This is a genomic window from Adlercreutzia sp. CNCM I-6215, assembly GCF_977072315.1.
On record NZ_CDRVMA010000005.1, the window covers coordinates 82,589 to 108,967 of the forward strand.

The 26,379-nt window shown below is 59.0% G+C and carries 17 protein-coding genes; 16 read left to right on the forward strand and 1 reads right to left on the reverse strand.

Annotated elements, in window-relative coordinates; translation table 11 throughout:
* The first annotated feature begins 211 nt into the window (after positions 1-211).
* The 11 genes from ACW4LP_RS05370 to ACW4LP_RS05420 all read left to right on the forward strand — a co-directional run bounded on the left by ACW4LP_RS05370 (position 212) and on the right by ACW4LP_RS05420 (position 13,148).
* Positions 212-2,449 carry a thiamine pyrophosphate-dependent enzyme gene (locus ACW4LP_RS05370; protein ID WP_114548468.1) on the forward strand — a complete coding sequence of 746 codons (2,238 nt, stop codon included), beginning with the start codon at positions 212-214 and terminating at the stop codon, positions 2,447-2,449.
* The gene (locus tag ACW4LP_RS05375) at positions 2,446-3,147 is read left to right on the forward strand and encodes an indolepyruvate oxidoreductase subunit beta (protein WP_114548467.1); all 702 of its coding nucleotides are present in this window, start codon (positions 2,446-2,448) and stop codon (positions 3,145-3,147) included. The genes ACW4LP_RS05370 and ACW4LP_RS05375 overlap by 4 nt, the downstream gene beginning before the upstream one ends.
* Positions 3,148-3,274: 127 nt before the next feature.
* On the forward strand, positions 3,275-3,580 hold the full coding sequence (locus ACW4LP_RS05380) for a type II toxin-antitoxin system prevent-host-death family antitoxin (protein WP_022741620.1): 306 nt from the start codon (positions 3,275-3,277) through the stop codon (positions 3,578-3,580).
* On the forward strand, positions 3,573-3,884 hold the full coding sequence (locus ACW4LP_RS05385; RefSeq protein ID WP_114538936.1) for a type II toxin-antitoxin system RelE/ParE family toxin: 312 nt from the start codon (positions 3,573-3,575) through the stop codon (positions 3,882-3,884). Before ACW4LP_RS05380 ends, ACW4LP_RS05385 begins: the two co-directional genes overlap by 8 nt.
* 225 nt (positions 3,885-4,109) lie before the next feature.
* On the forward strand, positions 4,110-5,417 hold the full coding sequence (locus tag ACW4LP_RS05390) for an ATP-binding protein (protein ID WP_022741614.1): 1,308 nt from the start codon (positions 4,110-4,112) through the stop codon (positions 5,415-5,417).
* 419 nt (positions 5,418-5,836) lie between these two features.
* The gene (locus ACW4LP_RS05395) at positions 5,837-8,503 is read left to right on the forward strand and encodes a molybdopterin-dependent oxidoreductase (protein ID WP_302222694.1); all 2,667 of its coding nucleotides are present in this window, start codon (positions 5,837-5,839) and stop codon (positions 8,501-8,503) included.
* 3 nt (positions 8,504-8,506) lie between these two features.
* The gene (locus ACW4LP_RS05400) at positions 8,507-9,103 is read left to right on the forward strand and encodes a 4Fe-4S dicluster domain-containing protein (RefSeq protein ID WP_302222695.1); all 597 of its coding nucleotides are present in this window, start codon (positions 8,507-8,509) and stop codon (positions 9,101-9,103) included.
* Between the two features lie 94 nt (positions 9,104-9,197).
* Positions 9,198-10,940 (forward strand): ATP-binding protein, encoded by a 1,743-nt coding sequence (locus ACW4LP_RS05405; RefSeq protein WP_302222696.1) that lies wholly within the window; start codon positions 9,198-9,200, stop codon positions 10,938-10,940.
* On the forward strand, positions 10,937-11,668 hold the full coding sequence (locus tag ACW4LP_RS05410) for a response regulator transcription factor (RefSeq protein WP_302222697.1): 732 nt from the start codon (positions 10,937-10,939) through the stop codon (positions 11,666-11,668). Before ACW4LP_RS05405 ends, ACW4LP_RS05410 begins: the two co-directional genes overlap by 4 nt.
* Before the next feature lie 198 nt (positions 11,669-11,866).
* Positions 11,867-12,517, forward strand: coding sequence for an FAD-binding protein (locus ACW4LP_RS05415; RefSeq protein ID WP_198160983.1), 651 nt, complete (start codon positions 11,867-11,869; stop codon positions 12,515-12,517).
* 97 nt (positions 12,518-12,614) lie between these two features.
* The gene (locus ACW4LP_RS05420) at positions 12,615-13,148 is read left to right on the forward strand and encodes an FAD-binding protein (RefSeq protein ID WP_371130569.1); all 534 of its coding nucleotides are present in this window, start codon (positions 12,615-12,617) and stop codon (positions 13,146-13,148) included.
* Positions 13,149-13,280: 132 nt separating this feature from the next.
* On the opposite strand, the gene ACW4LP_RS05425 is transcribed toward ACW4LP_RS05420, so the two are convergent.
* Complete coding sequence (locus tag ACW4LP_RS05425; RefSeq protein WP_114548461.1) at positions 13,281-14,477, reverse strand: helix-turn-helix transcriptional regulator; 1,197 nt, start codon at positions 14,475-14,477, stop codon at positions 13,281-13,283.
* A 374-nt stretch (positions 14,478-14,851) separates the two neighbouring features.
* Between ACW4LP_RS05425 and ACW4LP_RS05430 the strand changes: the two genes are divergently transcribed.
* The 5 genes from ACW4LP_RS05430 (at position 14,852) to ACW4LP_RS05450 (ending at position 26,357) form a co-directional block, all read left to right on the forward strand.
* Entirely contained in the window at positions 14,852-21,742 is a 6,891-nt protein-coding gene (locus tag ACW4LP_RS05430; protein WP_455803551.1) for a hypothetical protein, read from the forward strand.
* Positions 21,743-22,177: 435 nt separating this feature from the next.
* Positions 22,178-22,840, forward strand: coding sequence for a response regulator transcription factor (locus ACW4LP_RS05435; protein WP_114548458.1), 663 nt, complete (start codon positions 22,178-22,180; stop codon positions 22,838-22,840).
* A gap of 132 nt (positions 22,841-22,972) precedes the next feature.
* Entirely contained in the window at positions 22,973-24,208 is a 1,236-nt protein-coding gene (locus tag ACW4LP_RS05440; protein ID WP_114548457.1) for a phenylacetate--CoA ligase family protein, read from the forward strand.
* Positions 24,209-24,250: 42 nt separating this feature from the next.
* Positions 24,251-25,321, forward strand: a complete 1,071-nt coding sequence (locus ACW4LP_RS05445) for an HD-GYP domain-containing protein (protein ID WP_455803552.1) — start codon at positions 24,251-24,253, stop codon at positions 25,319-25,321.
* The gene (locus ACW4LP_RS05450) at positions 25,203-26,357 is read left to right on the forward strand and encodes a GGDEF domain-containing protein (protein ID WP_455803559.1); all 1,155 of its coding nucleotides are present in this window, start codon (positions 25,203-25,205) and stop codon (positions 26,355-26,357) included. Before ACW4LP_RS05445 ends, ACW4LP_RS05450 begins: the two co-directional genes overlap by 119 nt.
* Positions 26,358-26,379: the final 22 nt, after the last annotated feature.

A 26,379-nucleotide genomic window follows, 5' to 3' on the forward strand; every position in this document is an offset into this window, starting at 1 on the left:
AGAAAATGGACATGAGGCGAGGTCTTCCGTCTCGAATGTCTGCAGAAAATGCTAACAACCGCAATTTTTGGCGAAAAGCCGATAGGCAAATTGTCCCAGTAGATTGAGTCGGCGGGTAGGTAGTAAGTTGATACCGACGGAAAGAGCGTCCGTTAGGCTGACGCCAACGGACAGGTTGTTCCAACAGGTTGACGAGAGTGGCGGAACGAATATGGCGAAGAAACTTCTGATGGGAAACGAGGCGTTTGCCCACGCGGCTTTGGAAGCTGGTGTGAACGTGGTGGCGGGCTATCCGGGCACGCCGTCGTCGGAGCTGGTGGAAACCGTGGCGAAGCTGCACGCGGCGGGCGCGGCCCAGGACGTGCATGTGGAATGGTCCACCAACGAGAAGGCGGCGCTCGAGATGCTGGCCGGCGCGTCCTACTGCGGCGCGCGGGTGCTGTTCACCTGCAAGCAGGTGGGGCTCAATGTCGCTTCCGATGCGCTCATGTCGCTGAACTACGTGGGCACGGGCGGCGGCTGCGTGCTGTTCGTGGCCGACGATCCGGGTCCCATCTCCTCCCAAACCGAGCAGGACACGCGCCGGTTCGGCTCCTTCGCGAAGGTGCCGGTGATCGATCCGGCCACACCCGAGCAGGGTTTTGCCATGATGCAGGCCGCCTTCGAGCTGTCCGAGCGCTACCACACGCCGGTCATCGTGCGCCCCACGACGCGTATCAACCATGCTTCCACGTTCTTCGAGGTGGCCGAGGAAACTCACGGTCGCCCGCTGCCTGAAGAAGGTTTCCAGAAGGATCCGAAGTGGGTCATTTTCCCCAAACGGGCTTTCGAGGCGCACGGTGAGATCAATCGCCGGTTGGCCCAAATAGCTTGGGACTACACTCACGACCCCGCATTCGCGCAGTTCAACGAGGTGTTCGAAGGGGGCGGGGAAGGTGAGGGCGCTTGCGCTCAGAATGGCGTCGAAGGTGCTGGAGCGTCTGCTCCTGCGGTGGGTATTGTGGCTGGCGGCGTATCGGCAGCCTATGCTCGCGAGGCGCTGACGCTCATCACGTCTCAGGCCGCTCGTGCCGGCATCCCCGTGCCGCGCTACCGCTTCATAGCTGTGGGGACGCCGTATCCTTTCCCGACTGAGACGGCGGCGGCCTTTGCCGAGGGGCTGACCGATGTGATCGTCTTCGAAGAACTCGATTCCGTGCTGGAAGAGGAGATGCTGAAGCTGGCCGGGGCGCGCCATCTGCCGCTGCGGGTGCACGGCAAGCTGACTGGCGAGGCTAACGACCGCGGCGAGAACATGACGGAGAACATCGCCGGCCGCCTGGGCCGGTTCTTCGATCGCACCCACCGCTCCAATGGGCTCGCCGCCCTGGTGGCGTCCACCATCGGCGCCAACGATCTCAGCTACGAGGGCCCGTTACCCGTGCGGCCGCCGGTGCTGTGCGCGGGCTGCCCTCACCGCGGCAGCTTCTATGCCGTGAAGCAGGCGCTCCGCGGTCGCGAGGCCGTGCTGTGCGGGGACATCGGCTGCTACACGCTCGGCAACGCCCAGCCGCTCGATGCCGTGGACACCTGCCTGTGCATGGGCGCGGGCATTACTATGGCTCAGGGTTTCGCGGTGGCCGAGCCGGACAAGAAGCAGGTGGCTTTCGTGGGCGACTCCACGTTCTTCGCCAGCGCTATGACCGGTATCGCGAATGCAGTGTACAACGGCCACGACGTCACCTTCGCTATCCTGGACAATGCCACCACGGCCATGACGGGCAGTCAGCCCCACCCGGGTACGGGCGTCACGCTCATGGGCGAGCGCCGCCGCCCCATCGTCATTGAGGAAGTGCTGCACGGCCTCGGCATCCAGCACATCGGGTTCGCGAATCCTCACAGTCTGGAAAGCTCCGTGGCGGCGGCCCGCGCGGCCATCGACTACGAGGGGCCCTCGGCCATCATCTTCCGTGCGCCGTGCATTCAGCTGAAGAAGCCCGATGCTCCAGTGACGATCGATGCCGACAAGTGCACCGGCTGCAAGAAGTGCATCACCTCCATCGGGTGCCCTGGCATCGGCTTCGATGAGGGGCTGCGCGGTCCGAAGTCGGGCACGCGTGGTCAAGCTTTTGTGGATACGAGCTTGTGCGATGGCTGCGCGCTCTGCGTGCAGGTGTGCCCCTTCGACGCTATCCAGGGCGCCGTGGGTTTTGGCGGCGCGGTGCCGACAGAGCCGGCCATCTACGCCCCGAACCCCGATCCGTTCCAAACGGGGCCGATCCCTCGTGTACTGACTGATGAGGTGAATGACTTCCAGGAAACGGAGATAGCAGGCGAGTCGAACGAGACGCCTGGTGAGGTGTTGGGGGCAGTCGAAGGGGTGCCAGTGGCAGAACGCATCGTGCATTCCGAAGGGCCGACTGGCCCCTTGGCGGGATTGCCGCTGTCGGAGGAAGGAGGCGTGCGATGATCGATATTTTGCTTGCAGGCGTGGGTGGCCAGGGTACGGTGCTGGCCGCGAAGGTGCTGGCCCAGGCGGCGCAGAGCAAGGGTTGGCAGGTGCGTACGGCCGAGACTATCGGCATGGCCCAGCGCGGCGGCAATGTAACGAGCCACGTGCGCATGGGGTCGAACGGGGAGGCGGTGTACTCTCCGCTCATCACGCCGGGTACGGCCGACATGGTCATCGCTCTGGAGCCGGGCGAGGCGGCCCGCGCGCTGCCCTATCTGGCGCCGGGCGGTGTGCTGGTGACGGCCACGACGGCCATCCAGCCGGTGACGGCGGCCCTGGCGAGCCAGCCTTATCGTGCCGGCGACGTTGTGGCAGCTTTGGCGAACTCCCTGCAGGCGGAGGCGTCCCACGAGCAAGCAGCCGAAACGATCGTTGCGCCGAACACCGTGACTGCTGACCAGGACGCCAGCGCCGATGGCGCGGAAGGCTACCCGGTGCCCCTGTTCATCCCCGTGGACGACGAGGCCCTCGTGCGCGAGGCCGGTGCGAGCTCCCGCAAGTCCCTCAACATGATGCTGCTCGCCGTGGCCGTGGCCCAGGGCCGTGTGCCGCTCACCGTCGACGAGCTGAAAGATGCGGTGCGCGCCCGCGTGAAGCCCCAGTTCGTCGCCATGAACCTCGCCGCCATTGACACCGCCGTCGCCAACTTCGGATAACAGAGGGCCTCGGATAATTTGCTCTAGCTGAATAACATGCAAGAGTTCTCATAGACGTGTTGCTTGATTTGTCAATTAAAGCATCTATAATTAATACCATAATTATGGTAATGAAAGTAGGTGCCTTATGACAGCCGCTGTGGCAGCGCTTCCGCTTATTCGACCTATCACTGATTTGCGCACGCAGTTCAATGACGTGTGCGCTCAGGCGACGGAGAGCCAGGAACCCATCATCCTCACGAAAAACGGCGTACCGGCCTATGTGCTGGAAGACTGCGCCGCTTATGAGGCCGCCGCTCAGCGCAACCGCATGTTCCTCGCCTTGCGTGAGGCGGAAATTGAAGAGCGCTACCGCCCGGAGGCGCTCACAGCGGAGGAATCCGACGCGCGCATGGCCGAAATCTTCAAGGTATGGGGGCTCGACTATGCTTGATCTTGCATGGCGTCCGCGGGCGCAGCTCGATCGGGAGTCCATCGCCATTTACCTCGGCCTCGAGCGGGGAATGCCCCAGGCGGCCCTCGATGCGATAAAGGGTATCGATGCGGCTTTGGAAACCGTACGAACCTTTCCGGACGCCGGCGGCCACTTTACCGACGACCATCTCGAGCACGAGTACCGCACGACGCTTGCGGGCCCCTACATCATCTACTACCGTTACAATGCCACTACGCTTACGGTGTACCGCATCATGCATCAGCGCCAATCCATCGACACCTACAGCCTGATTGAGTATTAACACTCAATCCAGAATCAGTATAGGTTGCCAAGGTACAATTCGAAAACAGTTGATCTCAATCAACCCTCAACCGATCAAACTCGGAAAAACATGAATCAAAAACTCGGAAAACCATGAATCAAAAACTCGGAAAACCATGAATCAAAAACTCGGAAAACCATGAATAGTTTGATAGTATAGGGTCGATGCAAAGAAGCCGCTCGTAGAGAAAAGGTTGCGTGGGCCATGCCTCGGAAAACGCTTGTAAAGAATGGATATCTGCCGCGTCTTGTGGACGAGCAAATAGAGCGCTATCTCGAGGTCTTCGGGGCCGTAGAGGTGGCTGGTACGAAGTGGTGCGGAAAGACGTGGACGGCTTTGGCCCACGCGCAAAGCGTCAGCTATGTGGATGAAGAGTTGGACATGGCTCGTGCCGACCCAAAACTCATGCTCATAGGCGATCGCCCCCACGTTATAGACGAATGGCAGCTTGCGCCTGCGATTTGGAATGCAGTTCGTCATGCCATAGATGACGAGCGGGGGTTAAGGGGAGCGTGGCTGCTGACTGGGTCGTCCACCCCGATCTCGTCCGATGACCAAGAGGGCCAGAGCAGGCATAGTGGTGCGGGTCGGATTGGCTCTGTGAGGATGTATCCCTTCAGCTTGGCCGAGTCTGGGGAGTCTGAACGTTCTGTCTCGCTCCGCGGTCTATTCGCTCACCGGTTTCAGCCAGCGAAAGTTGAAAACGATACGCGTCAGCTAGCTGAGTTGATCTGCCGTGGGGGATGGCCCGAAGCCCTCGATCTTTCCGCTGAAAACGGTCAGCTCGTTGCAAGAGAATATCTGCGTCTTGTTTTCGAAAAGAGTGCTCCTAAACATGGCAAGAGTGGAGAGGTGGCCCGTCGGTTGTGCTTGTCGATTGCCCGCAATTTGGGACAGTCTCCAACCTACAAGACCATCATCAGCGATATGTACGGCGGAGAGGACAATCCATCATCCCTCGTAACCGAGCAGACGCTCGCCTCGTATCTGGAGTTTCTTCGCTCGATCTACCTTGTCGAGGAGGTGCCGGGCTGGGTGCCGCCAAAGCGCTCAAAAAAGCGCCTAGCGACGAAGCCGAAGCGCTACTTCGCCGATCCGTCGTTGGCCGCCGCCCTGCTATTGCTTTCGCCGGATTCCCTCCTCGCGGATGGGCAGACCTTCGGTCTTGTTTTCGAGAATCTTTGCATTCGCGATCTCAAGGTATACGCCCAGGCGATGGATCCTTCGATGCCGGCGGCTGTTTACTACTATCGGGACGATTCGGGGTTAGAGGCCGATGCTGTCATAGAGACCCTGGATGGTAGATGGGCCGCCTTCGAGTTCAAGCTCAGCGAAGAGAAGGTTCCCGATGCGGTGAAATCTCTCAGGCGGCTGCGGAAGAAAGTTGCAGAAAACCCACGAGCGCAGGGGCGTCCTCCAGAGTTCCTCTGTGTGATAACCGGCATTGGCTCGTATGCTAGAGAAGTGGAAGAGGGCATTTACGTCGTGCCCCTCAGGGCGCTGGCAGACTGATACGGTGTACCGCATCATGCACCAGCGCCAATCCATCGACACCTACAGCCTGGTCGAGTATTAAAGGACTTCCAGCGGGATTTACCGCTTGGAGTGAAAGAATTTTCTTCCATGATAGCTTCTAAGTTCCTCTAAGTTTGCAAGGGGTTCCCTGCAAAGACCTATTAGAACTACGGAGGGGAGGAGTACGGGTAATTCTGATTTGGGAGAAAAATTCGTGAAATAATCTCCCGCAGCGGAGATTTTTACGGCAAAGAGGATTATCTGCACTCGCTCGAAGAACGCTTGGCCTCGGGGCAATTAATAATTCGGAAAGAAAGATTGCGGATGGCGGTAATGGCTATTGGGGTCTGGTTCTCGTACTCTTGTAGACACGTTGAGGAGAACGTGCTTCTGAGTAAGGGAGAAGAGGAGGACCTATGGCTCGCAATGAAGAGACGCTCCACGTTGATTCGCACCCGACGACTCGGAACGCTGCTCATCTGACTCGCCGCAGCTTTATCAAAGCCACTACGGCTGCTACGGCTTTGGCCGCGGCTAGCTCGCTGACTGCTTGCGCTCCGGCTACGAGCGATTTGGCCGCTACGGGTGAAGATGCTGAAGCTGCCCATCCGGTCGGTCGCGATATCGTGTCAGGCGAGTGGAAGACGGCGGCCTGCTGGCACAACTGCGGTGGTCGCTGCCTGAACAAGGTGCTTGTGCAAGACGGCGTTGTCGTGCGCCAGAAGACCGACGACACCCACGAGGACAGTCCGGACTATCCGCAGCAGCGCGGGTGCCTGCGCGGCCGCAGCCAGCGCAAGCAGGTGTTCGCCGAGGATCGCATCAAGTATCCGCTCAAGCGCGCCGGCTGGAGCTTGGACGCTCCCAATGGCGAGTTGCGCGGCAAGGACGAGTGGGAGCGTGTGAGCTGGGACGAGGCGCTCGATCTGGTGGCTCAGGGCCTGACTCGCGCCAAGGAGCAGTATGGCAACCGCTCCATCCTGCTCCTGAAGGGTTGGAATCCCGAGATGACCCGCACCATGGGCGCCTTCGGCGGCTTCACGAACTTCTGGGACACCAACTCCTATGGCTCCTGGTCGAAGACTCCGTTCGTCATCGGGTTCCATCACGACAACATGCAGGACCAGACTATCAACGACCGTTACGACCTGCGCAACTGCGAGACCATCGTCATGATGGCTATGAACCCGGCCTGGAGCGCTGCGGGCAGCCAAATGTGGAACTACTGGCAGGCCAAGGCCGCCGGCGCGAAGTTCATCGTCGTTGATCCCATGTACAGCGAGACGGCGGCCACCTTGGATGCGGAGTGGATTCCCATTCGCCCGGCCACCGACATGGCCTTCCTGCTCGGCGTGGCCTACGCCATGCTGGAGGCCGACGAGGCTGAGGGCCTCATTGACTGGGACTTCCTGAACCGCTGCACCGTGGGCTTCGATGCCGAGCATATGCCGTCCGATGCTAAACAGCAGACGAACTTCAAGGACTACGTGCAGGGCGCCTACGACAACACGCCGAAAACGCCGGAATGGGCCAGCGAAATCTGCGGTGCCTCGCCCGAGGCCATCCGCAATCTGGCCCGCGCTATGGGCAAGGATCACAAGGTGGGCTTCCTCGTGTCGGCTGCCTCGGCCCGCGTCAACAACACCGACAACCTGCCCCAGCTCGTCATGACCGTGGGCGCCATGGGCGGCCACATGGGCAAGTCGGGCCACATGACGGGTTCCACCATGCATGTGACTTCGGGTAATGGCGGGCCGGCTCTCATTAAGGCCGGCAAGGACGGTCTGCCCGAGATCAAGAACCCCGTGGATGACCACATCAATGGCAACGAGGTGTGGGATGCTGTCATCGATGGCACTTATACTTTCACGGGCACGAAGCACTACGACCCGGCCGAGAAGCGCGATATCGACATCCACGTCATCTACCATTCAAGCGGCAACAAACTGCAGACCAACGTGGGCATGGCCCGCGCCATCGAGGCCCATCGCAAGGTGGACATGGTGGTGGCCCATGCCCAGTTCTTTACCTCGGCCGCCCGCTATGCCGACATCATCCTGCCCCTCACCACCGAGTGGGAGCGCTTCGACGGTCTGTTCGGCGGCACGCTCGGCCATAAGTCGAACCGCGAGATGATGGTGGCCTATCAGCAGATCATCGACCCCTTGTACGAGGCAAAGTCCGACCAGGACATTGCCTGCGAGCTAGCCGAGAAGCTGGGCATCGCGCGCGCTGATGTGTACCCCTTCGATGTGAAGCAGCAGTATTTCAATCAGCTGGCTTCCATGGAGGTGTGCGACGAGGACGGCAAAACCTATGTGCCGGCCGTGGGCATCACCCAGGAAGACATCGACGAGCTGGGCGTGGAAGGCGAGCCCCAGGAGGGCAAGCTGGCCTATCAGGAGCTCAAGCAGCTCGGCGTGTATCAGGTCAAGCGCACTCCCGACGACAACTACGGCTATATTGCTTTCAAGGACTTCGTGGAAGACCCCGAGGCTAATCCGCTGGAAACGCCCTCCGGTAAGCTGGAGATATACAGCCAGACGCTTGCGGACACGTTCTCGGCCATGGGTTGGGACACGGTGACCCCCATTCCCACCTATGTGAAGGTGACCAACGGCTACGAGGACGCCTCCGCGTCCGGGGCTGAGTATCCCCTGCAGGTGATGAACCCCCACTATCTGCGTCGTGCTCACTCGGTGTTCGACAATATCGGCTGGTTGCGCGAGGCGTGGACGAACCCGGTGTTCATCAGCACTGCCGACGCCGATGCGGCCGGGGTGTCCGACGGCGATACGGTGCTCATCTCGAGTCCCTACGGCCAGTGCGTGCGCAACGCCTGTGTGTACGCGGGTCTCATGCCCGGCGTGGTGGCTCTGCCCCACGGCGCGTGGGTGGCCGTTGACGAGGAGACCGGCATCGATACAGCCGGCGCCGACAACTACCTGACGGGCCCCGCCCCCAACGGTCAGGGCGTGTCGGGCTACAATTCCGCGCTCTGCAAGATTGAGAAGTATACCGGCGAGGCTTTGGCTCCCGATGCCGATCAGCCGCTTCGCATTGTCTGCAAGGATGGTGAGTAACCTATGGCCGACGTGAAAGAGAACAAGAACCCGCAGGGCTTCTATTTCAACCAGCAGATGTGTATCGGCTGCCGTACGTGCCAAGTAGCCTGCAAGGACAAGAACGACTTGGAAGTAGGCTACCTCTTTCGCCGAGTGGAAAGCTTCGAAGTGGGGGAATTCCCCGCTCCCGCCATTTTCCACTACTCCGGGGCTTGCAACCACTGCCATACTCCGGCCTGTGTGGAAGTGTGTCCTGCTGGCGCCACTTACATCAACGAGGAAGACGGCACGGTGCAGCATGACGATGAAGCGTGCATCGGCTGCGGCTACTGCGTGAAGGCTTGCCCCTATGGACACCCGGTGCTCATCGAGGAGTTGAACGTCGTGCATCGTTGCGACGGATGCATCGATCTCCGCGCGGCTGGGGAGAAGCCGGCTTGCGTGGCGGCTTGCCCCATGCGCGCGCTCGATTTCGGGCCTATCGAGGAATTGCGCGCTGCTCATCCTGACGGGGTGAACCGGATCTCGGTGCTGCCCGAGCCCACCACCGATCCCTCGGTGGTTATCGATGCCCGTCAGGCGGCCCTTGCCGGCGAGCCGAAGCAGCTCGTTCTGTAGCCATCTTCCCGCCGAGCCGGGCCGTGCGACCTCCCTCCCGTCGTACGGTCCGGCTTTCCGCGCTACACTGGTCGAAGGTGGAAGGGGGGCGAAAGTGAAGCTGAAAACCAAATTTCTCTGCCTGATCGCCGTGCTGCTGGCGGTGTCGCTCGGCGCGAACTTGGTTTGGACTTCCGCAAACAAGCATGCCCAGATGGAAAACGAGCTGCGAGAGCAGGGTCGCGCCTTGGCCCAGCAGATGGATGCCGTCTGGGAATTCATGGTGGCCAACCAGGACCGCCTGGCCCGGGTGGCTTTCACCGACGACGGCGTGTACCAGGGGCTTCACTGCGCCATTGCCGGTCGCATTATCGGTCAGTCTTTCACGATGCATTCCGATTACACGACGCGGTTCGTGAATTTCAACCCACGCAATAAAGCGGGCGAGCCCGACGACTACGAGGCGGCCGCGCTCTCCGCGTTCCACGACGATGCAAGTCGTGCCGACTACTACGGCTTTACCGACTATGAGGGACACCAAGTCTTTCGATATGTGGCTCCCATGACCATAGATGAGGCCTGCCTGCAGTGCCATGGCGAACCGGCTGGGGAGCTGGACGTGACCGGCACTCCCAAAGAGGGGTGGAAAATGGGGGACGTAGGCGGTGCCATCAGCATCATCATGCCACTTGACGTGTATCAGGCCAACGAGCGGGAGTCCGTCGCTCAAGATGTGCTGTTCTTCGCCGTCATGCTGGCGGTGTGCTTGGTCGTGGTGTATGTGGCGCTGACCTATTTGGTCACGCGGCCTTTGGGCAAAATTCGTTCCGGCGTGGACGAAGTGTCCGAGGGCAATCTTGACGTGCGTCTCAGCTATAGCGAATCGTCCCAGGAGATGAGTTCGCTCACGACGGCCTTCAACGACATGGCACACGAACTTGCTGATGTTTACGCAGGACTTGAAGACGAGGTGGCCGATCGGACGGCGCAGCTGCAGCAGGCTAACGAGGTGCTCGAGCAGCAGCGTCGCCAGCTGGAAGTGGTCAACGCTCAGCTGGTGGATGAGAACCAGTACAAGAGCGACTTCCTCTCTATGGTGAGCCATGAGCTGCGCACGCCGCTCACTTCCATCGTGGCCTTTGCCGATCTGCTGAGCAAGCATCGTGCAGGAGCCGACGAGAACGAGGCTAAGGCCTTGGCGGGCATCGAAGCTAACTCCCAGGCGCTCATGCTGATGATCAACGACATCTTGGAGATGAGTCGTCTTGATGCCGGTCGCGTGAAGCTGAGTCTGGAAGTGGTGGACGTCGGCGATGTGGTGGGCATCGTGCGCGCCACGGTAGGGGCCCTGGCGGCTAAGGAGCATTTGGAGTTCACGAGCGAGGTGGCTCCGGATGTGCCGCTCGTGCAGGGCGATTTCGACAAGCTCGTCCACGTGCTACAGAATTTGTGCGGCAACGCGGTGAAATTTACGCCTGACGGGGGTGCCGTGCATCTTAGGGCCGCTTTCCACCCTGCCAGCTCAAAAGACGCTGTCGATGAGGTATGGCTTACGGTGGCTGATAGCGGCATCGGCATAGATGCCGCAGATCAGGAACGTATCTTCGAGAAGTTCGTGCAGGTGGATTCCTCATCCACCCGGCGCTACAACGGTACGGGATTGGGACTCGCCATCGTGCGCGAGTACGCCGAGATGCACGGGGGCTCTGTGAGCGTGGAAAGCGAGCTGGGCCAGGGAGCTTCCTTTGTCGTGCGCATCCCTGTGTCTGGCCCGGTTTCGCGAGAAACGGCAGAGAAGGACGAGAAATCTGATAGCGGGCCTAGTGGCGAAGACCTTCCGAAGGGGGAACAATCATGAATCGACCCATCAAAGTGATGCTTATCGACGACGATCCGGGCATTCACGAAAGTCTTCGAGCCGTCGTAGAAGAAGCGGGCTACGAGTTCTGCGGGGCTCTTGGCGGGCGAGAGGGGCTTCGGCTGTTGGATGATGAGCACCCCGATCTGTTGCTTCTCGACGTGATGATGCCCGGCATGAATGGCTTCGATGTCTGCCAGCAAATGCGCGAGGAAGGACGTCGTATTCCCGTTATCTTTCTCACGGCGAAAAACGACATCGTAGACAAAAGCACGGGTTTCAAGGCCGGTGCCGATGACTACGTGACCAAGCCCTTCATCGCCGATGAGCTGCTGCTGCGCATCGACGCTCACGTGCGGCGTCACCGCGGCGACATCGAACATGCGCGCAAAAATTCAACCGATGCCAGCGAGCTGGCGCGCCGCGAACCGTGCCGCATAGGAGATCTGGAAGTGTTCTTCGATCGCTACGAAGTGCATTTGCACGGCGAGACAGTTCCTCTGACGGCTAAGGAATTCGAAATACTTGCGCTTTTGGCCGAAAGCCCCGGAGAGGTGTTCACGCGACGCCGCATCTACGAGCATCTGTGGGGCGTGACGGCGGAGGTGGATGAGAACTCCATTACGGTCTTCATGCGCAAGATCCGCGAGAAGATAGAGGACAATCCGAGTGAGCCCCGCTACCTGCTCACCGTTTGGCGCGTTGGCTACAAGCTGGCGTCAGAGTAGCGAGTGATGGGATAGGCTGTCGTCGCGTTTCTCCTTTTCTGGTTCTGATCGGCCATTTTTCCCTAAAATCATACCTTTCGGATGAGCGCTTTAGGACATATCGCCGCTTTCGTGAGACTGACGGCGAGGCGCCAATGTCCTTACGATGCAGGGGTAACCGAACCGGCAGGGACGCTGGTTCGCCGAAAGGAGGAAGTAATGGGAGAAATCAAGGGAATGGGTCGTCGCGACTTCTTGAAGACGGCTGCTCTCTCTGGTCTGGCGCTGGGAGGTGCTGCTGCACTGACGGGTTGTGCCCCCTCGACGGGCGCGGAAAAGGGCGCGAGCGCGAAGGCGAGCGCCGGCGCCGATGTTGCTTGGGATAAGGAAGTAGACGTGCTCGTCATCGGCTCGGGCACCGGTGCGTTCGCGGCTCTGGTCGCCGCGGCCAAGGGCGCCGAATCGGTGTGCCTTGTCGAGAAGGGAACCATGTGGGGCGGCACTGCCGCTACCTCGGGCGGCGGCCTGGCTGTGCCGCTGACCTACGCCGCCACCGACGCCGGCATCACCGACAGCAAGGAAGAGGTGGTCAAGTACTTCACCAACGCCACCGACGGTCGCGTCGATCAGGCTGTGCTCAACTCGTTCATCGATAACGGCAGCACCTTCATCGACTGGATTTCTGAGGAGATGGGCTGGAAGTTCGCAGCCTCGCCGCTATTCGGCGATTACTACGAGCCCATGGATGGCTGGATTCCCATGGGTCGCGGCAGCCTCGGCGCCGCCGACGCCAGCGGTTCGCTCTCGGCTGCTCAGATGTGGGATCAGATGTCCCTACGACCTGTTCAACCAGGCGTTCGCCTACTATGACACGGGCGAGCCGGGCCATGTGAACATCCCCGCCTACTTCATTTGCGATGCTGCCTGCTGGGCTACCTACTCGCTTCCCGGCCACACGGTAGGCGCCGTGGGCGATGGCGAGGACAGCTACTTCAACGAGACCTACGGCGGAGAAGCTTCCGACCCGTCGGAGGTGCCGGCGCATTTCGTGAAGGCCGACACTCTGGAAGAGCTCGCCGAGAAGCTGGGTATCGACGCGGCTGGCCTCGCTGCCGAGATTGCGACCTTCAACGAGAACGCTGCCAAGGGCGTTGACCCGGTGTACCATCGCGGCGAGAAGCACCTGGACATCAACACCACCGGCGTTATGGCCGGTAGCCGAACCGATCTGGCGAACCCGGTGCTCGCGCCGCTGGCCACGGGCCCGTTCTACGGCGCCGTGTATGTGCCCGGCACCTGCGGCACCGCCGGCGGTCTCACCATTAACGAGAACGCTCAGGTCGTGAACGTGAACGGCGAGCCCATCGAGCACCTGTACGCCGTGGGCAACTGCTCCTCCGGCGTATCGGGTGGAACGTACGTGCACGGCGGCATCAGCCTGGGTTCGGGCGCCGTCATGAGCTGGGTGGCCGTGAACCACGTCCTGGCCGCCAAGGCTTAAGCCAACTTCTGCTGGCAGCGGATCCCTCCCTACGCTGCCAGCCCATACCCTTCCCTTTGGCGGCTTCGCTTCGGCGAAGCCGCCTCCTTTATCAACGGAAGGAAGGCGCTTTAATGGGGAGCATTCCTTTTGCTAATGAGGGAGGTTCTGCTTGAAGTAGTCGATAAGCTCCTGTTTGGAGTGGATGCCGAGTTTCGCGTAGATGCGCTTCGCGTGGGTGCGGGCCGTGCCCTCCGAGATGAACAGCTCTTGCTGCACAATGCGCAGGCTTCGTCCCTCTAGGAGAAGGGACGCCACTTCGGTCTCCCTTTTGGTGAGGCCTGCCTTTCGAGCTACGTCCTCTACGGCCGATTCGCGACTCATGCTTGCCGCGCGTCCCAGAGTGTTCACCCATATCCCCGAGAAGGCGAAGAACCCCACAAGGGTGAGAAGGCACACGAAGGAAGACAGATCAACGAGAATAGGGTCTGGCAGCGGGATGAAATGCTCACGGCCGATCAGCCCGATCGCAATGCCGAGGCCCCAGCATAGGTTAATGAGGGCGAAGTAGGTGGCCTTCCGCAAATCGAGGCCGAACGCCGTGATAATGCCGAGCAGCAGGAAGAGCAGCTGCGAGATGAGGAACAGCGGTGCGGGGCGAGTGAACAGCTCCGAGGGGGAGGTGGCCATGGATACCGTGCCGAGTGCCACCACCAAACCGGTTGCGAGACCGACGAGGCACGGTACGACGATAGGCGAGGACAGGCGTACCTTCTTGGGCAGAGGCCCCAGGCGTGTGGAACTTGGTGCGGGGTTGTTTGCGCCTGCGAGCATGACGAGGGGTGCGGCTATGATGCAAGCGTCGTATACGGCTCGCGGCACGAGCAAGAGCCCCAGGTTTAACAGGTAGAAAAGCAGCAGCGAGCCGGACAGCGCCACCGATAGCGTGGAAAAGTCATCGCATTTCGCCAAGGTCTCCAGTCGAAGCAATGCGGCGAAAGTGCAAGCCACGGTCAAGGAAAGAATGAGCGTCGCATGCAGTGTGGCACTGGAGATGGGCATGTGGGGCTCTAGGGCCAAGCCGAGGGTCGTGAACGTGGCCGCAAGGGCGCCGCCGATGCGAATGGCTTTGGGGATGCGATCCCATCGCGCCCGGCCTATGCCTATGACCAAGGCGATGCCGATGAGTGGGCCTGGTATGGCGGGCGTTGCAACAGAGTCGATAAAGGATACGGTGAAAAGGCTGTCGTAATTAATTTGATGCAGCCAGAGCCAGATGATGGCATCGAGTAGGGCTATCTGCGCTGCCTGTTTCCGGTTGACCCTATGGGCCTTCAGATTGATTTGCACGATCCCCTCCCTTGAAATAAGCAAACCATGTCTTTTGGTCGAGAAAAGCCCAAGTATCCGTTTTTGTTAGACGGGCATTTTCTGGCCCGCTGGATATGCTTCCTGCGGGTTTGGTCTCGGGCTCTGCAATTTGCTCGTGGAAGACAATGTAGCAAACCTGGGGCCGAGCCTATCCGTTGGAAGTTTTTTTGTCAAGAAAGAGGCCGCGGCATGAGACGGCTTTCGAGCCCCTGGAAAAGGGATTCATTTTTGTGTCCGTTTTGAAACCAATATGAGTGTTTTATCAGGCTTAACCTCCACTTATGCCGAATCTGTTCTTGATAAAATCGAAGGGTTTTTGAGAGAGCGAAATACGTGCGAGAAGGAACGGTCTTATGGTTTCTCGTTTCGAATATCATGGCAAGGAAAGCTTGATGGAAAAGCGCCGCCAAAGGCGCAAAGAGCAGCTGAGGAATCGGACGGTGGCCCTGGCGGCGGGCTTGTTGCTGGCGGGTGTTTGCGGTGTGTCGAGCGCCCTTGCGGCTACTGGGGGTTCGGACGGGTTCGATGTGGTGGACGTCCTGCAGGATACCGCCTCGTTGAGCGCCGCGCCTTCCAGCCTTGTTCCTGCTGAGGACGACGCGCTCTGGCAGGTGGCTGCCGAAGGTGGGAGCGATGCCGCCCTGAAGGAGATTGCGAGCCGGGGTGCCAATCTCCTAGCCGCCCGATCTGGAGGTCAGAGAGCGGTTGAGGGAATGCGAATTACGACTGCCCTGATTAAGGTAGAAGGTGTACTCGATCAAAATTTGGCAAATGATAGCTCCTTCTCCGTCGACTTCAACAAGCAATTCACCCTGCACATTGAGGTGGAAAGCGAGTTGAATCTGGCGAATAAAAAGGTGGAGATCACCGTGCCCGACGGGCTGACCGTGGTGGAGTACCCCATCCCCGAGCGGGGTGACATGGCGGAGAGCGTAACGCCTGAAAGCATTGACCAGCTGCACAGTGTGAACAACTACGGCGGCTACCACCCCACAAATGGCACCATCACCTATTCTCTCAAAAATACGGCGGAAAAGAACAGCTTTAATATCGTTCTGGCCCCGGACACCGTTCTCTGGAACAGAACAAAGGAGCAGGAGCTTAAGGATTCGCTCAAAATCGAAGTCTACACAGGCGATCGAACATATCAGACAATCTCTGCCACTCCAAAGATTACGGGCAAATACAATGATACGCCTAGTGACAACAGAGCGATCCAGACCGGCCCCAGACTGTCCCGGATTGGCGTGAAGACTGGTGTACCCACGGCGGCGAATCAGCCCTTTGCCCTGCGGCAAATCTGGATAAACCCGGACAAGGACTACATCGATATGCCCCAGTTCTTTAAGAAGCTGGAGCTCACCATTGCCTTGCCATACTACACAGAAAATGGCAACAATATTTATGCGAAACTCGATCATATCACCTGGGATCCTGCGGGAGAGTCTATCAGGCTCAACCTGCTGGATCCGGAAAACCACAAGGGTGGTGACGATAGCTATAAGGACGGCTTTAACTTCACAAAGACGGTAGACGATGCCAATCACACTGTTAAACTGACCTGGGAAAACTTGTACCTGGAGTATGCGCAGGATTACTTTACCCCCTATTTTAAGTGGACGTCCGATTGTGACATCACAACTACAAATGCCGTCAGGTGGGGCAGCGATTCGATTCTCAACACCGGTAAGACAGCCCCCGGATGCTACGAGGGGAAGACGCCCACTACTGGCGATGCCTCCGCAGTGGGCGGAACGATCACCTGGCAGGATGACAGTACGTGGTATCTCTATAATGGCGACTGCACTACGCTCAGCTTCACTGCTCAAGCAGGAGAGAGCATGAGCGTGAATGGAAAAGCCAACAATCAGCCAATCTATAATAATTACGCAAGCGATTCCAATATTATCTATTATCTGGGACAGTTCCATGTGGTCAACCAGGGCGGCGCCGTGAGCGCCAATAAGACGGTGGAATTCACCTATGGAAACAATGATAAAATCGGCGTCACCGCCCAGAAGATTCCTGCAACCACGGGCAATGTTGTGGAAGTCTGGTACACGACGACAACGAACCCAACCGAACAAAAGTACAACGGCACCCTCATCAGCAGCGGCGGCTTTGTCGCCTTTACCACCCAGATGGCAGGACTTGGCAAGGGCGAGTATTTCACCAAGATCAAGGCCAACGTAGGCAGCTATGAGAAGGACTACGTGGGCTATGTGTCCTCCCGTGATCAGGATCCCACGTCGGGATATGCTACCACCTTCGGCAAGCTGCTGACCGCAGACGAGGCTACGTATTCCAACTTTGCTTCCATGAAAATGTACGATACCGGTTCAGGTGATAGCACGGCCAAATCGGGCAACTATACCGTAAAGGTCACAAACACAAGGGGCGAGATCCCCTTGGCCATGGAGCAGGCGTACGAGGAGAATTCCTTGGAGCGGGTGCCGATCCTGAGCAAGACCTCCGCAACAGCGGGAGAGACCATTACCTTCAACGGTCTGCTCAGCTCGTCCGCTTATCCTTATTCTTCCAACAATATTACAACGGATCAGGAAATCTATATCCGTCTGCCGGAAAAGATCACGGTCAAAAACCTCAAGCTATACCAAGAGGTTGGAAGAATGGCGGATAAGGTTTTCCTCCTCGACGCGGTTACGGAGACGGTAACGAGTCCCCAAAGGACCGAGATTGCCAAAGACTCATACAGCTTTGTGGAGGTAACATCTGCTGCCGAAACCGGCTATAAGCTGTACAAGATCACCTTTATGGACGCGGATAACCCCGCAAAGGTTGGCTGGTTCACCGACGGGCTGGGGCAGTACCAGATCGGGATTTCCTTTGATATGGAGATCGCCAAGGACGCCGATGCCATGACCTTGGATATGCGGGACTGCGTACGGTTCAAGAGCGCATCCCTGACCTCCACATCCAACAACGGCACCCTGGCCCAATATCAGGTTATGGATGATAGGGTGCGGTACAGCACCTTCAACGTCAACGCAAAGGGCGCGAAGCTCTCGGTGGTGGCGGCCCGGCTGGGCTTGACCTTCACCTTCGGCGCAAGAATGCTGGACAAGTCAAACACGGAGCCAGACTATGACGCAGGCGACTACTCAAACTTCGAGGAAAAGGGCGACAAGGTCTATCTCAAAGATGCGGATCATGTTGTGGACATGCTTTTTACCCTCAAGAATGAAACTGGACGAGTTTTTTCCAAGGACGACGCGCAGGCCTTTTATTACTTTATTCCGGTGCCCAAAGAGGGGGATTTCTGGGATAGTCATATGCAAGATAAGGCATTTGACTTTGACATGATGCTGACGGGAGAACCGACGCTCAGCGGTGCATCTGCAGTCCGCAATCATATTCAGGTAACGTACAGCACCAAGGTTGATGCAAGCGCAGCCCCTGGAGATTCTTTTCACTATAGTACTGTTACGAATGATAACTATGTTACGGCAGAAAAAATTACCAATTGGGGCGATGTGAAAATGATTCGCATCGCGGCTACGAGTGATACCGAAAGCATTCCGGAGGATGCGGATCTAAAAGTTAACCTGCGTCTGAGTCCAAAGTTTGACAGCAGCGCCGATCTTGTGGGCAGCGTGGTCAACTTTGGGCCTTGCGGCGTGTCTCCCTATTCCGTGGGCAGCACGCTCAATCAGGGGCACAACCCCTTGTCACGCATTCAAGTTGAGTTCCAGACGGGCGTTATTGAAGGGAAGGTCTTTATTGATAAAGACTTCGATGGCGTCTATACGGAAGACGCGGATGATCTCTATACCGGTAAGATTAAAGTAAGTGCACCTCATCAGAATGGAGTTGGCGCCGACGACACCGAAAGCCACGAGACAATTACCGAAACGGGTGTGTTTAAATTCACGGGCCGGCGGGCAGATACCTACCATGTGATTGTTGCCAACCCCGGCAGCAGCGATGCCAACGGCGATAATCCGCTGAAGTTTTCTCTACCAGAAAGTGGAGGGGCGTTTGGTCTGGGTGATGACGAGACGACCGCTACGGCCACGGTGACGCTTGAAAAAGGAACAGGCAAAGGCACCGCCGATCTGGCGATTGGTCTTCAGCAACCCCATACTGTTTCCTTTAGTGCAGAAAACGCAACGCTGAGCGCCTCTTCAACCAAGGTGTGGCACAACGATGCGCTGAAGGAGGGCATTCCGACGGTTACGGCCTCGAGTGGCTGGAGATTCACGGGGAACTGGACAGACGAAGCCACCACGTATACCACTGACCAGTTGAAGGAGCAGGTAATCAATGCGGATGACAAGACCTTTGCTGCCGAGGTGAAGAAGCTCTACTCGGTGACCTATGACTTGAACGGCGGAACCGGAGCGGGTGCTCCGGAAACCACGCAGCATGTTGAAGGCGAGAAGGTTTCGCCAAATTATACGGGCACCAGCAGTCTGAACAAGGGAGAGAAGACGATCTTTGTCGGCTGGAGCCTGGAGAAAATCGCGGACGTTCTTCAGGAGGATGCGACTCAAGAAACCATCGGCAAGATCATCTCTACGGATCAGCATGACATGCCCGATCATGACGTCCACCTTTATGCCGTCTATGCGATGGATGCCAATGGTAACAGCAATCCGGATTACAACGACGATGCCGTCCATGTCCGTTATCACGGCAACAATGGTGACTATACCGACATCATCTGTCCCCACCATCATGTGATAGGGGCAAAGGAACAGCTCTCCACCAACGGTGCGGTTTCCGGTAAAAGCCTGGGGCATGATGACGACGCATCGAGTGCTGCCGCTGAGGTAAAAAACCATACCTTTACTTACGGTACCAACATCTTTGTCGGCTGGAGCACTACGCCGATCCTTGACCGTGTGATAAAAACCAAGGCGGATCACGATGACTTGAAAGACAGCATCGTGACAGAGGTGACGATGCTGTCAAAGCCAGGCGCCGACGTTTCTGCGGATGACGCTAAAGATACGAGCAAGTACGCCGATGCAGATGGCAATACCAACGTCTACGCCGTCTGGGCCGCCGATCGCAACGGGAACAAAGTAGCTGACTACACAGAAGAATATCAGCTGACCTATGAAGCCAACGCTAGAGACGGTGACACGGTTGGCGCGATGCCCACGATCAGCGGAGCGCACATCCCCTCCGACAAGGTGACCTTGAGCGACGCCAAGCCCACGCATAGCGATGTAGATGGCAAGAAAGTGGTTTTCATCGGTTGGACCGAAACGCAAACGAATTCAATTTTCGGCCGTGCCGATGAGGCGCCGGCTACGGTTACCGAAGTCACCTTTGGAGCTGCTGACAAGACAGTCTACGCTGCCTGGGGCTATGACGAAGACGACGATGGCGTGGCCGATGCGCTGGAAACGTACTCTCTCATCTACGATCTTAACGGAGGCAGCGGAACGCCTCCAGCGCAAGTGAGCAATATCGCGAAAGGCAGTGAAGTCAAGCTGACCACGGAGGCAGGTTTCCGTCGCAACGCCAATGAGCTTTTCGTCGGATGGAGCGCCACGGAACACGAGGATGCCTTCACGGCGGCCCAGAAGGAGGAGCTCAAGCAGGCTCTCATCACAGGCACGAGCGTCATTTTCGATACGGCGGACAGAACGTTGTATGCCGTTTGGGCTGCCGACCGCAACGGCAACCACGTGGCGGACTATCAAGAGCCGCAGTACAAGATCAATTATGACGGCAACGCGCAGTCGGGAGGGTCGATCGAAGGCTTGCCCAGCGATAGCGAAATCCATCTGACGAGTGAAACCGTCACGCTCAGCACCGCTACGCCAATCTATCACTCTGCCGACGGCAAGAGCATCGCTTTCCTTGGTTGGACGGAGCGGCCCGCCAAGATCCTGAGCCGCAGCGATGACGAGCCGACCTTGGTAACGAGCGTTGCGTTCGACGATGCCGATAAAACCGTCTATGCCGCTTGGGGCTATGACGACAACAGGAACAATGTCGCCGACGTATTGGAGACCTACTCGCTTTCCTACGATTTGAATGGCGGCGTTGGCTCTGCCCCGGCAGGCCAGACCGACATCAGGAAGGGCACGCCGGTTCCGTTGACGTCGGATACGGGCTTCAGCCGGCAGCCCAGAAATCCCGACGGCATCACAGAAATCTTCGCAGGTTGGAGTCGGGCTAAGCACGAAGATGCCTTTACAGCGGAGCAGCGAGATGAAGCAAAGAAGGCGCTGGTCTCGGGCAAAATTATCATGGGAACGGAAGACCTTACTCTCTATGCCGTATGGGCACAGGACCGCAACAATAGCGGAGTACCTGATTTCTCCGAAACGTCATACAAGATCATCTACGACGGAAACGCTCAGGAAAATGGTACAGTTAAGGGGCTTCCCGTTGATGAGGGGCTTCATCTTGCCGGCGACACGGTATCTCTCGGCAGTGCTCGGCCCACTCACAGCGGCCTGAACGGCAAGGAAGTGGTGTTCCTCGGCTGGACGCTCAGTCGTGTCGACGGCATCTTCGATCATGAGGCGGCGCCCACCTCTGCCGATGAGGGCATGGCTCGCGATGGAGCGGCCTCCCACGCCTATGTTAATAGCGTGGAGCTTGTCGATGCCGATGTAACGGTGTACGCGGCATGGGGGTATCAGGAGCATGTTTGGGGCGACTGGGCTGTCGAAACTCCTTCGACCTGCGTTCAGCAAGGAACCGAAAAGCGCACCTGCACTACGTGTGACGCCGTTGAAAGACGGCCGCTCGATGTTCTTCCCCACGAGTGGGAGGCGAATTTCACGGTAGACAAGCCCGTTACCTGCGTTGAGGACGGTCTGAAATCGAATCATTGCAAGCATTGCGGCGCAACGAGATATGCGACGCCCATCCCGTCGGTGGGGCACGTGTTCGGCGGTTGGAAGGCCGATGCGGCGGGGCACTGGCGCGAGTGCACTGTCTGCAACGTCAAGGCGGCTGCGGGGGCTCATGAGTTCCGCGAGGTGATGGCCGATGATGGGCGTCGTCACGAGGTGTGCTCGGTTTGCGGTTACGATCGCGAGAAGCAGGCTATTCTCCCCGCGACGGATGGCGCGAGTGCGGCCAATGGCAGAGGCGGTTCCAGTTGGTTCCAAACGCTAATCCATCTTCCGCAGACGGGCGATCCGCAGGGTTGGTGGGTGGTCGTCCTTTTGGTGGCAACAGCACTTGGGGCGGGCATTTCGGTAGTAGCCTTCGGGCGCATGCGCCGTCTTGCGAGGGGTCGACACGCCAAATAGCGGGAAGGATCATCGGATGGAGCTACGAGAGGACAAGCTCTCGTGTTTAGCAGGAAAGTAGGGCAGGGTGACGCCAAGCAGCCGTCGGGCATCGTATGATTCGCGTAAAATCGTAACATCGCAAAAGGGCGATACGGGATTCGCTTCGGATGGTGCGGATCCGGCGATGCGCGAGGCGAGTCGCTTCGCTTTGCGCACCGTAAAGCATGAGAAAGGTGAACCGATGGGTTTTCCGAGGGAATTAAAGAGAACTGCTGCTGGTGCGGCCGGCTGCAGCTGCCCTTTTAATCCTCAGGGCAAAAAACAGCTCGGGGGGGGGGGCTCCCAGAAAACAATAGGCGCCGCAAGGGGCGCTGACCCCTCTGTTGCGACCGCGCCGACCGCGCCGACCGTCCTTGCGGCCGCCCCTTCGAACGGGAGAGGGGGCAGATAGTCGTGGCGAACATCGTTATTGTTGAAGGCGAGCAATGCGTGGCTGATGTCGTGAAAGCCGCCTTCGAGCGCGAGGGCCATTATTGCGTCACGGTGTGTGACGGGCTTGATGCCGTTGACGCCATTGTAGAAGCGGATTTCGATCTTGCCGTTCTGGGCCTTGGTCTGACGGGCATCGACAGTATTCAATTACTCGAGTACATTCGCACGCTCGATATCCCTACGATCATGGTGCTTGACGCCTCTCAAGAGAAAGAGTGCCTGCACTGCATGGAAATCGGGGCAAGCGCCTGCATCATCAAGCCTTTTTCGGTTCGGGAGCTGCTGTCGTGCGCCAATAAGTTTCTCGAACGCGGCGCGCTCCGCGAGACGCTGCGCATGGGCACGACGGAGATCGATACGACGGCGCGGCAGGTGCGCATAGCCGGATGCGAAGTGGTTCTTTCCCCCAAAGAGTACGATCTGCTCATGCTGTTCGTGAGGAATCCCCATCGCGCTTTTAGCCGAGAAGATATTTATGAGCGCGTATGGCACGGTTATTACCCTTCGAAGTCGAAGGCTGTCGATATAGCCGTTGCGCGTTTACGGAAAAAGATGGGCTGGGACGCGGAGATCAAGGCCATCCGCAAATTCGGCTACCGATTCGATCCGCCATCTATGGGTTAATCCGTCATCTTTCCAGCCATCACCTCGCCTTTTCCCTGCGCGATTATCGTGATTCACGAGTGCGAGTTGTTGCCAGTTTGTTAGAATGGGGCATACTCGCAACAAATGTGTCCGAAGGAGAGATGCGCGCCCATGGAAATGACGAAAGAGCAGCTTGAGCTTATCGCCAATCAGCTGGCCACCATTAAGGAGCGGTCGCCGTTCTACGCGAAGAAGTTCGAAGGTATCGATGTCGCGGACGTGCGCACCCAGGCCGACTTCGAAAAGCTGCCCTTTTCCGAGAAAGATGACCTGCGCGCGGTGTATCCGCTGGGGTTGCAGGCGGTGCCCGACGAGGAAGTCGTGCGCATCCACAGCTCCTCGGGCACCACGGGCACGCCGGTTATCATCCCCTACACCCAGCAGGACGTCATCGACTGGGCCACGCAGTTCGCCCGCTGCTACGAGATGGCGGGCATCACCCCGCTCGACCGCATCCAAATCACCCCGGGCTACGGCCTGTGGACGGCCGGCATCGGTTTCCAGCTGGGCGCCGAGCGCCTGGGCGCCATGGCCATTCCCATGGGGCCGGGCAACACCGAGAAGCAGCTGAAGATGATGCAGGATTTGAAGTCCACGGTCATCTGCGCCACCAGCTCCTACGCGCTGCTTCTCGCCGAGGAGATCACCAAGCGCAACCTGCGCGACAAGATTCACCTGAAGAAGGGCGTCATCGGCTCCGAGCGCTGGGGCGAGAAGATGCGCAACCGCATTCAGGACGAGCTGGGCATCGAGATTTACGACATTTACGGCCTCACCGAGGTGTACGGCCCGGGCATCGGCATTTCCTGCGACGCCCACGACGGCATGCACATCTGGGACGACTTCGTCTACATCGAGATCGTCGATCCCGAAACCGGCGAGGTGCTGCCCGACGGCCAGGAAGGCGAGCTGGTACTCACCACGCTGCGCAAGCAGGGCGCGCCGCTCATCCGCTACCGCACCCACGACCTCACGCGCATCGTGCCCGGCACCTGCGCCTGCGGCAGCCGCCATCCACGCATCGCCACGCTCACCGGGCGCACCGACGACATGTTCAAGGTGAAGGGCTGCAACATGTTCCCGGCCCAGGTGGAGGAGGTCATCAAGGCCACCGACGGCACCAGCTCCGAATACCAGGTGATGATCGAGGCCGTCGATGGCCACGACGTGCTCACCGTGCTGTTCGAGACGCCGCTTGAAGGCGAGGCGCTGGCGCGCTGCGAGGAGGAGCTCGCGCTCATCTTCAAGGCGAAGCTCGGCTGCACGCCGGAGGCGAAGGGCGTGCCCATGGGCGAGCTGCCGCGTTCCGAAAAGAAGACCAAGCGCATCTTCGACAGCCGCTACTAAGCGCGCCGCATTCGAAAGGGGGCGAGAGCCATCATTACGAGCTTGAGTGAGAAGCAGACGATCCTCATCGTTGATGACTCGATGCTGAATCGCGCACTGCTTGCCGACATGATCGGCGATGCCTACCGCATCATCGAGGCGGAGGACGGCAAGCAGGCCGTGGCGGCGTTGCAGAAAGAGGGCGCGGGCATATCGCTCGTGCTGCTCGACTACGTCATGCCGCAGATGAACGGCTTCGACGTGCTGGAGGTCATGAACAAAAACGGCTGGATCAAGGACATCCCGGTCATCATGGTGTCCGCCGAGTCCGACGCCGCCTATATCGAACGCGCCTACGAGCTGGGCGTGACCGACTTCATCAACCGCCCCTACGACGTGAACATCGTCCGCCGCCGCGTCATGAACACGCTCATGCTGTACCAGAAGCAGCGCACGCTCATGGGCATGGTGGCCGACCAGGTGTACGAGCGCGAGAAGTCCAACAACCTCATGGTGTACATCTTGTCGCACATCGTGGAGTTCCGCAACGGCGAAAGCGGCATGCACGTGCTGAATGTGCAGGCCATGACCGAGATGATCTTGACGCAGCTCATGCGCCTGACCGATCAGTATCCGCTGACCACCGAGGACATCTCGCTCATCACGATGGCCTCCAGCCTGCACGACATCGGCAAGATCGCTATTCCCGAGGAGATACTGAACAAGCCGGGCCGCTTCACCGACGAAGAGTTCGCCATCATGAAGACGCACTCCGCTGTGGGCTCGGATATGCTGGACGATCTGGAGCTGTACAAAGACGAGAAGCTCGTGCGTGTAGCGCGGGATATTTGCCGCTGGCACCATGAGCGCTGGGACGGCCGCGGCTACCCCGACGGCCTGGCGGGCGACGACATTCCCATATCGGCCCAGGTGGTTGCTTTGGCCGACGTGTACGACGCCCTGACGAGCCGTCGCGTCTACAAGCCGCCCTTCAGCCACGAAGAGCCTGCGCATGATTCGCGAAGGGGAGTGCGGCGCGTTCAACCCGCTGATTTTGGAGTGCCTGGAGGCGGTGGCGGACGATCTGGAGAAGCGCCTGAACCACGGCATCACGGGCCGCGAGATTTCGATTGACTCGCTGCATTTGTCCGAGGCGACGCTGGATAACGGCGACGCCGAGGCCTCGAGCCGCACTCTCGAGCTGCTCGACTACGAGCGCATGAAATACCACTTCTTCGCTTCCATGAGCAATGAGGTGCAGTTCGAGTTCACCGAAGAGCCGCCGATGATCGTGCTGTCCGACTGGAGCGACCACAAGCTCGATCTGCCCGAAATCATCATGGATCCCTACAACGACGAGGCCTTCTGTGCGACGTTCGGCCAGGAGAACCTGCAGAAGCTCAGCCGCCTTTTGCGCGCCACCGCCATCGACGACCCGGTGGTCGATATGGAAATGGAGGCGACGGTGGGCGGCGAGACGCGCTGGTTCCACGTGCTGGCGCGAGCGTTGTGGTCGGGGCCTTCCGACCCGGTTTACCTGGGCTCCATCGGCAAGCTCATCGATATCGATGACAGGCAGGCCGAGCTGATCGACCTGCAGTTCAAAGCCTATCACGATCCGCTGACCGAGGTGGTGAACGGGGCGTTCGCCCGCAAGGTGATCGCCGAGCGCCTGGGTGCCGAGGGCGAGTGCGACCGCCATCGCGACCGCCACGTGCTGGCGCTGTGCGATTTGGACTTCTTCAAGCAGGCCAACGACACGTACGGCCATCAGTTCGGCGATCGCGTGCTGAAGCACTTCGCCGAGCGTTTGCAGGAAAGTGTGCGCGGCGAGGACGTGGTGGCCCGCGTGGGCGGCGACGAGTTTTTGCTGTGCATGGAGTGCCCGGTTGACCCGCGCCCGCTCATCGACCGCATTCATCAGTCGCTCGAGGGCGATTTCGAGGGGTTCCCCCTGTCGGTGTCTATGGGCGTGGCCGTCACCGACGGCGTTGCGCGCGACTACGACGAGCTGTTCCGCCGGGCCGATGTGGCGCTGTACCACAAGAAGCGCGGCGGCCGCAGCGGGTATGTGTTTTACGACGATTTGGATGAGGAAGAGCGCGACTCGTTGCTCGAAGAGGCGCATACGGCGCTCTCGGGCATCGACAGAGACGAATCCGACCAGTAGACTGTCACCCAAGGGATAAAAG

Bases quoted from the DNA above. Each gene is read 5' to 3' on its own strand.
- ACW4LP_RS05370 (WP_114548468.1), top strand. From the start codon at position 212: ATGGCGAAGAAACTTCTGATGGGAAACGAGGCGTTTGCCCACGCGGCT.
- ACW4LP_RS05375 (WP_114548467.1), top strand. From the start codon at position 2,446: ATGATCGATATTTTGCTTGCAGGCGTGGGTGGCCAGGGTACGGTGCTG.
- ACW4LP_RS05380 (WP_022741620.1), top strand. From the start codon at position 3,275: ATGACAGCCGCTGTGGCAGCGCTTCCGCTTATTCGACCTATCACTGAT.
- ACW4LP_RS05385 (WP_114538936.1), top strand. From the start codon at position 3,573: ATGCTTGATCTTGCATGGCGTCCGCGGGCGCAGCTCGATCGGGAGTCC.
- ACW4LP_RS05390 (WP_022741614.1), top strand. From the start codon at position 4,110: ATGCCTCGGAAAACGCTTGTAAAGAATGGATATCTGCCGCGTCTTGTG.
- ACW4LP_RS05395 (WP_302222694.1), top strand. From the start codon at position 5,837: ATGGCTCGCAATGAAGAGACGCTCCACGTTGATTCGCACCCGACGACT.
- ACW4LP_RS05400 (WP_302222695.1), top strand. From the start codon at position 8,507: ATGGCCGACGTGAAAGAGAACAAGAACCCGCAGGGCTTCTATTTCAAC.
- ACW4LP_RS05410 (WP_302222697.1), top strand. From the start codon at position 10,937: ATGAATCGACCCATCAAAGTGATGCTTATCGACGACGATCCGGGCATT.
- ACW4LP_RS05415 (WP_198160983.1), top strand. From the start codon at position 11,867: ATGGGAGAAATCAAGGGAATGGGTCGTCGCGACTTCTTGAAGACGGCT.
- ACW4LP_RS05430 (WP_455803551.1), top strand. From the start codon at position 14,852: ATGGTTTCTCGTTTCGAATATCATGGCAAGGAAAGCTTGATGGAAAAG.
- ACW4LP_RS05440 (WP_114548457.1), top strand. From the start codon at position 22,973: ATGGAAATGACGAAAGAGCAGCTTGAGCTTATCGCCAATCAGCTGGCC.